This window comes from Streptomyces niphimycinicus, assembly GCF_018883605.1.
Taxonomy (GTDB): domain Bacteria; phylum Actinomycetota; class Actinomycetes; order Streptomycetales; family Streptomycetaceae; genus Streptomyces; species Streptomyces niphimycinicus.
Genome location: NZ_JAHLEM010000790.1, coordinates 1 through 6,821, shown reverse-complemented (window position 1 = coordinate 6,821; position 6,821 = coordinate 1). Strand labels below are relative to the sequence as shown.

Annotated in this window: 10 protein-coding genes and 1 pseudogene; all 11 read left to right on the top strand. The window is 72.3% G+C overall.

Annotated features, from left to right (window positions below; all coding sequences use genetic code 11):
• Nucleotides 1-173 precede the first annotated feature (173 nt).
• Nucleotides 174-965: an SDR family oxidoreductase gene (locus KN815_RS42765; RefSeq protein WP_059148466.1), complete on the top strand. Its 792-nt coding sequence runs from the start codon at nucleotides 174-176 to the stop codon at nucleotides 963-965.
• Nucleotides 962-1,288 (top strand): DsrE family protein, encoded by a 327-nt coding sequence (locus tag KN815_RS42760; RefSeq protein WP_216347159.1) that lies wholly within the window; start codon nucleotides 962-964, stop codon nucleotides 1,286-1,288. The genes KN815_RS42765 and KN815_RS42760 overlap by 4 nt, the downstream gene beginning before the upstream one ends.
• Nucleotides 1,288-1,695, top strand: a complete 408-nt coding sequence (locus KN815_RS42755; RefSeq protein WP_216347158.1) for a DsrE family protein — start codon at nucleotides 1,288-1,290, stop codon at nucleotides 1,693-1,695. The genes KN815_RS42760 and KN815_RS42755 overlap by 1 nt, the downstream gene beginning before the upstream one ends.
• Nucleotides 1,696-1,698: 3 nt before the next feature.
• Entirely contained in the window at nucleotides 1,699-2,094 is a 396-nt protein-coding gene (locus KN815_RS42750; RefSeq protein ID WP_216347157.1) for a hypothetical protein, read from the top strand.
• Nucleotides 2,095-2,144: 50 nt separating this feature from the next.
• Entirely contained in the window at nucleotides 2,145-3,272 is a 1,128-nt protein-coding gene (locus KN815_RS42745; protein ID WP_216347156.1) for a beta-ketoacyl synthase N-terminal-like domain-containing protein, read from the top strand.
• A 38-nt stretch (nucleotides 3,273-3,310) separates the two neighbouring features.
• Complete coding sequence (locus KN815_RS42740; RefSeq protein ID WP_253209599.1) at nucleotides 3,311-4,372, top strand: ACP S-malonyltransferase; 1,062 nt, start codon at nucleotides 3,311-3,313, stop codon at nucleotides 4,370-4,372.
• Between the two features lie 34 nt (nucleotides 4,373-4,406).
• Complete coding sequence (locus KN815_RS42735) at nucleotides 4,407-4,661, top strand: acyl carrier protein (protein WP_216347155.1); 255 nt, start codon at nucleotides 4,407-4,409, stop codon at nucleotides 4,659-4,661.
• Nucleotide 4,662: 1 nt separating this feature from the next.
• Nucleotides 4,663-5,124: an ApeI family dehydratase gene (locus KN815_RS42730; RefSeq protein ID WP_216347154.1), complete on the top strand. Its 462-nt coding sequence runs from the start codon at nucleotides 4,663-4,665 to the stop codon at nucleotides 5,122-5,124.
• Nucleotides 5,121-5,696: a 3-hydroxyacyl-ACP dehydratase FabZ family protein gene (locus KN815_RS42725; RefSeq protein WP_216347153.1), complete on the top strand. Its 576-nt coding sequence runs from the start codon at nucleotides 5,121-5,123 to the stop codon at nucleotides 5,694-5,696. The genes KN815_RS42730 and KN815_RS42725 overlap by 4 nt, the downstream gene beginning before the upstream one ends.
• Nucleotides 5,697-5,730: 34 nt before the next feature.
• Entirely contained in the window at nucleotides 5,731-6,516 is a 786-nt protein-coding gene (fabG, locus tag KN815_RS42720; RefSeq protein ID WP_216347152.1) for a 3-oxoacyl-ACP reductase FabG, read from the top strand.
• A 63-nt stretch (nucleotides 6,517-6,579) separates the two neighbouring features.
• Nucleotides 6,580-6,821, top strand: a pseudogene (locus KN815_RS42715) (2-hydroxychromene-2-carboxylate isomerase); the annotation flags it as partial.

Sequence of the window (6,821 nt, the reverse complement as noted above, 5' to 3'; positions counted from 1 at the left end):
CGCCCTGGAGCCGGTGGCACGCGTGGCCGCCGCCCTCGGTGCCCCGGCGGGCCACGCCCACGCCGTCGTCACCGCGGCGGCCGAGGGGAACATCGCGGTCTGCCTGGTCACCCCAAGCGGGGCCGGTGCGGAAGCGAGCAGCCGATGAGCGGACGACGGAGGGCGAGCGGCCGATGATCACCCGACTCGAAGGTTCCTGGTGCCTGGTCCTGGGCGCCTCCAGCGGTATGGGCCTGGCCATCGCCCATGAACTGGCCCGCGAGGGCGTCCACATCCTGGGCGTCCACTTCGACACCACCGACGGCCAGGAGAAGGCCGCCGTCGCCCGCGAGGAGATGCGCGGCCACGGCGTCGAGGCCCACTTCTTCAACGCCAACGCGGCCTCCGCCCGCACCCGCGAGGAACTGCTGCCCCGGTTCGAGGAGCTGACCGGCGGCACCGGCATCCGGATCGTGGTGCACTCCCTGGCCTTCGGCACCCTGCTGCCGTATGTCGGCGCCGAGGGCGAGGACAGCCTGACCGCCCGCCAGATGAACATGACCCTCGATGTGATGGCGCACTCCCTCGTCTACTGGACCCAGGACCTGTTCACCGCGGGGCTGCTGCGCGAGGGCGCCAAGGTGTACGCGATGACCAGCGCCGGGGGCACCCGGGTGATGCCCCACTACGGCGCCGTCTCCGCGGCCAAGGCAGCCCTGGAGTCCCATGTACGCCAGCTCGCCCTGGAGCTCGCCCCCTCCGGTATCGCCGTCAACGCGCTGCGCGCCGGGGTGACCCCGACCCCGTCCATGGAGCGCATTCCCGGCAGCGACCGGCTCGCCGTCCACGCACGGGACCTCAATCCGCACCGGCGGCTGACCCGGCCCGAGGACGTCGCCGAGGCCGTCTCCCTGCTCTCGCGCACCGACTCCTCCTGGATCACCGGCAATGTGATCGGCGTGGACGGAGGCGAGCTGCTGACATGACGGCCCATCTGCTGATCGAGACGGGCGGGCCGCAGACCGGACCCGCCTGTGAGCGGTTCCTCGGCGACGCCGCGCGGCTGGCCAGGGACGGCCACCAGGTGGTGCTGTTCCTCGTCGAGAACGGTGTGACCGCCGCCGTCCCCGGCACCGCGCCGGGCCTCGAGACGTTCCTCGGCGACGGCGGCGAGCTGTGGGTGGACTCCTTCTCCGCCGCCCAGCGCGCCCTGCCCGCCGCCGATCTGACGCCCCGGGCGCGGCTGGTGGAGATGGACGACGTGGCCGCCAAGCTGCTGGAACCGCGGGTCAGGGCGGTGTGGCACTGATGCCCAGGCCCGTTCCCCGTACCGATGTGCTGCTCAACCTCTTCGGCGCGCCCCACCAGAGCGACCTGGTCACCTCCGCGCTGCGGCTGGCGTCCGCGCTGCTCGCCCGGGGGGCCAGGGTGCAGATCTGGACCTGCGGCGACGCCACCCGGCTGACCGGCGCGGCCCTCGGCGAGAGCAAACCGCGCGACTACACCGACCTGGGGCGCGAGCATCCGTCCACCGCCCGCGTGGTCCGCGAGCTGATCGAGGATCACCCGGACCGGCTGTACTGGTACGTATGCCGCTACTGCGCGGAGGAGCGGGGCGCCACCGAGCAGATTCCGCAGGTGCGCATGCGAGCCCCCTTCGTCTTCGCCGAGCATGTGAACGCGGCGGACAAGAGCCTGCTCATGGGGGTGTGCTGAGCCATGGGCGACCAGGCGCGCTGGCTGGTGATCGTGGAGAAGGCGTACCGGGGCTCGATCGAGACCCAGTACGCCGACGTGCTGTACTGCGTGCCCGATCTGCACCGGCAGAGCGGCGGCTGCGATGTGGCGCTGCGCGGCCCCGCCGTCGGCTACGCCCTCGACACGGGCCCGCGGCCCACGCTGCGCCTGGGCAACCGCACCCTGGACACCCTGCCCCATCCACCCGCCTCCATGGCCAAGCTGCTGGCCGCCGGGGTGACCGTGCTGGTCGAGCGGGACGGCCTGGCCGCGCTCGGCCGCACCGCCGCCGAGCGGCTGCTGCCCGGCGTACACGTCATCGAGGGCGACGACCTCGCGGCTCGCTGGCCCTCCTACGAACAGGTGTGGTTTCTGTGACCCGCCCCTCCCACGGCCCCCGGGCCGCTACCGAAGGAGTACCCGAACCCATGGTCAACGCCCCCGGCGGGGCAGCCCCGGTCATCTCGGCCTGGACCGCCGTATCGCCCCTGGGACTGCGCGCGGCCGACTTCACCGCGGCCCTGCGGTCCGGCCGAGCGGCCGGACGCCCGCTGGACCCCGAGGAGTGGTCGGTGCCGTTCCGCGAGGCCGGCCTCGTGCCCGACTTCCACATCCGGCAGATCCTCGGCCGCAAGGGCACCCGCTCCATGGACCGGGCCACCGGACTGGCCGTCACCGCGATCCGCCATCTGCTCACCGGGGAGCGGGAGGACGAGGGGGCCGAGCGGCTGCCGGGGGTGGGCGAGGAGACCGGCCTGGCGCTCGGCACCAGCACCGGCTCCGCCCAGAGCATCATGGACTTCACCCGGGACTCGCTGGTGGGGAAGAAGCCCTTCTACGTGGACCCGGCCCGGTTCCCCAACACCGTGATGAACTGCGCGGCCGGTCAGTCCGCCATCTGGCACGGGCTGCGGGGCCCCAACACCACCATCGCGGGCGGCCGCGCCACCGCACTGCTCGCCCTCCGGTACGCGCTGCGGCTTCAGCGCGCCGGACGGGCCCGGGCCGTGCTGTGCGGGGCGGTCGAGGAGTTCTCCTCCGCCCGCGCCTGGCTGGAGTGGCACGCCCGGGCGGATGAGGAGAGCGCCGACAGCGCCGCCGTGCTCGGCGAGGGCGCGGCCGTATGGCTGCTGGAGCCCGACGCCTCGGCGTGCGAACACGGCCGTAAGGGGCTCGCCGAGGTCCTCGGCCTGGAGTTCGGCTGTGCGGCGGACGCGAAGCAGGCCCGTACGGTGCTCGCCGAGGCGATCGGCCGGCTGCTGGACCGCACCGGCGTGACCCCCGGCGAGCTGAGCGCCGTCGCCGACTCCGGTGCCCCCGGCGCCGAGGGGGAGGCCGAGCGCGCCGCCCTCGCCGACGCCCTCGGGGGCGCGGAGCCGCCGCGGATCACGGCCGCCGACACCGTCGGGGACACCTGCGCCGCCGCGGCGGCCTTCCAGATCGCCGCCGTTCTGGCGATGGCCGAGCGCAAGGAGATCGCCTCGGGCGACCTCGCCCTGGTCACGACCGTGGACCGGGACGGCGTGGTCGGCGCGGCCCTGCTGCGGATCCGGTGACGGGCCGGCCGCCCCTTGAGCTGAAGGAGCTGGTTGAGATGACGGACCGAGAGACCACAAGCGGCGCCCCCGACGGAGAGGCGCCCCGTACGGCGCTGGTCTTCCCCGGGCAGGGCGCCCAGAAGGCGGGCATGGGCCAGGCGTGGCGGGAGACCGCGTCCTGGGCGCTGGTGGCCGAGGTATCGGAGTACACCGGCATCGACGTCGAGGACCTCCTGCTGAAGGCCGACGACGAGACGCTGCGCCGCACCGATCTCGCCCAGATCGCCGTCTTCACCACCGAGGTGCTCGCCCACCGCGAGGCGGCGGCGGCCGGGCTGCTGGACGGGGTGGTGGCCTGCGCCGGGCACAGCCTGGGCGAGTACACCGCGCTGCACGCCGCCGGGGCCCTGCCGCTCGCCGACACCGCCCGTCTCGTCGCCGCCCGCGGCCGGGCCATGCGCGCGTGCGCCGAGCGGTCGCCGGGCACCATGGCCGCCGTGGTGCGGCTCGGCCCCGAGACCGTGGAGGCGCTGGTCGCCCGGGTCCAGGAGGACGGCGGCCAGGTCTGGATCGCCAATGTCAACGCACCCGGCGCCATCGTGCTCTCGGGCACCGCCGAGGCCGTGGACCGGCTCGCCGAACTGGCCGTCGAGAACGAGGGCAAGGTGATCCGGCTCGCCGTCGGCGGCGCCTTCCACAGCCCGCTGATGGCCTCGGCCGCCGACGATGTGCGCGAGGCACTGGCCGCCGTGCACTTCGCCGCCGAGCACCTCCCGGTCGTCGCCAACGTGGACGCCCGCCCGTACGCGAGCGGCGAGCACTGGCGGGAGCTCGAACTGAACCAGCTCACCAGCCGGGTGCGCTGGGAGGAGAGCGTCCGCACGCTCGCCGGTGAACTGGGCTGCACCCGGTTCGTGGAGCTGGGCCCCGGGCGCCAGTTGACCGGCATGATCCGCCGGATCGCGAAGGGCGCGCTCACCGTCCCGGTCGAGTCGGCCGACGCCCTCGCCGAGCTCACCACGCCTGAAACCCCCGAAGCCCCCGAGACCTCCGAAGCCCCCCAGAGCTCCGAAGCCCCCCAGAGCTCCGAAACACCCGAAGCCCCCGAACCCCGCTGAGCCTCACGCTTTGACAGCGGAAGGAGACCCCCGCATGGCCGACGCCACCGCCACCCTGGACATGGATGAACTGCGCACCTTCGTCGCGGATGTGCTCGATGTGGACGAGGAGGACGTCACCGACGACGCCGACTTCGTCAAGACGCTGGGCGTGGACTCCCTGATGGCCCTCGAGGTCATGGTCGTCCTGGAGAAGAAGTACTCGGTGAAGCTGGAGGAGCGGGAGATGAAGGACATCACCACGCTCCGCAAGGTGCACGATCTGCTCGCCGCGAAGCTGGGGAAGTGAGATGACGACGGCCGCGTGCGGACCGGTCGACGGCACCGTGGAGGTCGTGGACCCCGGCGTCCCCGGTGAGCGGCCCGCCCGGTGCGTGGCCGTGGTCGGCGCGTCGGAGAAGGTGTTCGCCGGGCACTTCCCCGGGTTCGCCATCTTCCCCGGCGTCTGTGTCGTGGAGTACGTCCAGCGCGGCGCCCTCGCCACGCTGCCGGAGCGCGAACCGGGCGGGCGCTGGGTCCTGGCCGCCGTCGAGTCCTCCCGCTTCCTCAGCCCGGTCTACCCCGGAGACGAGCTGACCAGCGAATACGTCTGGTCCCGCAAGGACGGGGCGGTGCGCTGCCGGGCCTCGGCGGCCACCGGGCGCGGACCCGCCGCGCAGATAAGGCTGCGCTTCGAGAACCGGGACGCCCGGGGCGCGGAGGCCGCGGCGGGGGAGTGGAGGGGCCAGGGCCGAGGAGCGGACGCCGAATGATCACCGTCGATGAGATCAAGCGGGTGCTGCCGCACCGCTACCCCATGCTGCTGGTCGACCGGGTCACCGAGCTGGTGCCGGGCGAGCGGGCCCGCGGGCTGAAGGCGGTCACCTGCAATGAGCCCTGGTACGAGGGGATGCCGGACACCGCGTCCGCGGAGGACTACCACTATCCGTGGACGGTGCTCATCGAGTCCTGGTGCCATGTGGCCGGGGTGCTGGTGGCCTGGGACCGGCCCAACCCCGATGTACGCAAGGGCAAGGCGATGCTGCTCGGCGGGATCACCGACGCCGAGTTCCACCGCCCGGTGGTGCCCGGCGATGTGGTGGAGCATCATGTGCGGTTGGCCCGCCAGGTCGGCGAGACCTTCGTCTTCGAGGGCGAGAGCCTGGTCGGGAAGGAGACCGTCCTCACCATCGGGCGGCTGACGATGACCATGCGCCCGGCCTCCGACCTGGACGCCCCGCCCGTGACCGCCTCACCCGTGACCGCCTCATCTGTGACCGGCCCGACCGACCCGCTGGTGGCCGCGCCACCCGTACCCGGCTCCCCTGTGCCCGACCCCCTCTGACCGAACACCACCTCCGGGAGAAGGACCTCACCGTATGTCCGACCGAATATCCGACGACACGGGCCGCGCATCCGGTGACAACGAGCCGACGCCGCGCGTCGCGCTGGTCTCCGGCGGCTCCCGCGGCATAGGCCGGTCCACCGTGCTGCGGCTGGCCCGGGACGGCTTCGATGTGGCGTTCTGCCATCACTCCAGCCCCGACGCCGCCCGTGAGCTGGAGGAGGCGGCGGCGCGGCACGGCGGCGGGCGGGTGATCGGCCGGCAGGCGGACGTCCGCGACGCGGGCGCGGTGCGCGAACTGGTCGCCTTCACCGAGGAGTCGCTCGGCCCGGTCGATGTCGCGGTCACCTCCGCCGGGATCACCCGGGACAATCCGCTGCTGCTGATGAAGGACGAGGAGTGGCGGGACGTCCTGGAGGTCAACCTGGACGGCACCTATCACCTGTGCCGTTCCGTGGTGTTCGGAATGATGAAACGCAAGTCCGGATGCGTCATCAACATCTCGTCGGTCGCCGGTGTCCACGGGAATGCGACCCAGACCAATTACGCGGCCTCCAAAGCGGGGATCATCGGTTTCACCAAGTCACTTGCCAAGGAGGTCGGACGGTATGGCATACGGGCCAATGTGGTGGCGCCGGGCTTCGTCGAGACCGATATGACGGCGGAGCTTTCCGACCGGCTGCGCAAGGAGGCGGAGCAGAGTATCCCGCTGCGCCGCTTCGGCCGTCCGGAGGAGGTCGCCGACATGGTCGCGTACCTGGTCGGAGCGGAGTATGTGACCGGTGCGGTGTTCCAGGTCGACGGCGGCATCGTCCTCTGACGGGCACCGTCGGCACCTTTGTTCGAGCGGTGTTCGCCGGCCGAGGGCCGCTCAATGAGCGTCATGCACGAGACGGACGAGCGAGGGGGTACGGACGTGGCAGCCAAGCGCAGCAAAGTGCCGCGCTTCTATTTCAATTTCCGCAGCCCGTACTGCTGGATCGCCTACCGTGATCTGATGGACCGCTATCCGGATGTCGCACAGGCGGTGGAATGGCACCCGTGGTGGGAGCCGGACGCGGATGGTGAGCGCCGTATGGCCGAACAACGCCATCACTTCCCGTATACGGCGATGTCCCGGGAGAA

Bases quoted from the DNA above. Each gene is read 5' to 3' on its own strand.
- KN815_RS42730 (WP_216347154.1), top strand. From the start codon at position 4,663: ATGACGACGGCCGCGTGCGGACCGGTCGACGGCACCGTGGAGGTCGTG.
- KN815_RS42755 (WP_216347158.1), top strand. From the start codon at position 1,288: ATGCCCAGGCCCGTTCCCCGTACCGATGTGCTGCTCAACCTCTTCGGC.
- KN815_RS42740 (WP_253209599.1), top strand. From the start codon at position 3,311: ATGACGGACCGAGAGACCACAAGCGGCGCCCCCGACGGAGAGGCGCCC.
- KN815_RS42760 (WP_216347159.1), top strand. From the start codon at position 962: ATGACGGCCCATCTGCTGATCGAGACGGGCGGGCCGCAGACCGGACCC.
- KN815_RS42765 (WP_059148466.1), top strand. From the start codon at position 174: ATGATCACCCGACTCGAAGGTTCCTGGTGCCTGGTCCTGGGCGCCTCC.
- KN815_RS42725 (WP_216347153.1), top strand. From the start codon at position 5,121: ATGATCACCGTCGATGAGATCAAGCGGGTGCTGCCGCACCGCTACCCC.
- KN815_RS42745 (WP_216347156.1), top strand. From the start codon at position 2,145: ATGGTCAACGCCCCCGGCGGGGCAGCCCCGGTCATCTCGGCCTGGACC.
- KN815_RS42735 (WP_216347155.1), top strand. From the start codon at position 4,407: ATGGCCGACGCCACCGCCACCCTGGACATGGATGAACTGCGCACCTTC.
- KN815_RS42750 (WP_216347157.1), top strand. From the start codon at position 1,699: ATGGGCGACCAGGCGCGCTGGCTGGTGATCGTGGAGAAGGCGTACCGG.
- fabG (WP_216347152.1), top strand. From the start codon at position 5,731: ATGTCCGACCGAATATCCGACGACACGGGCCGCGCATCCGGTGACAAC.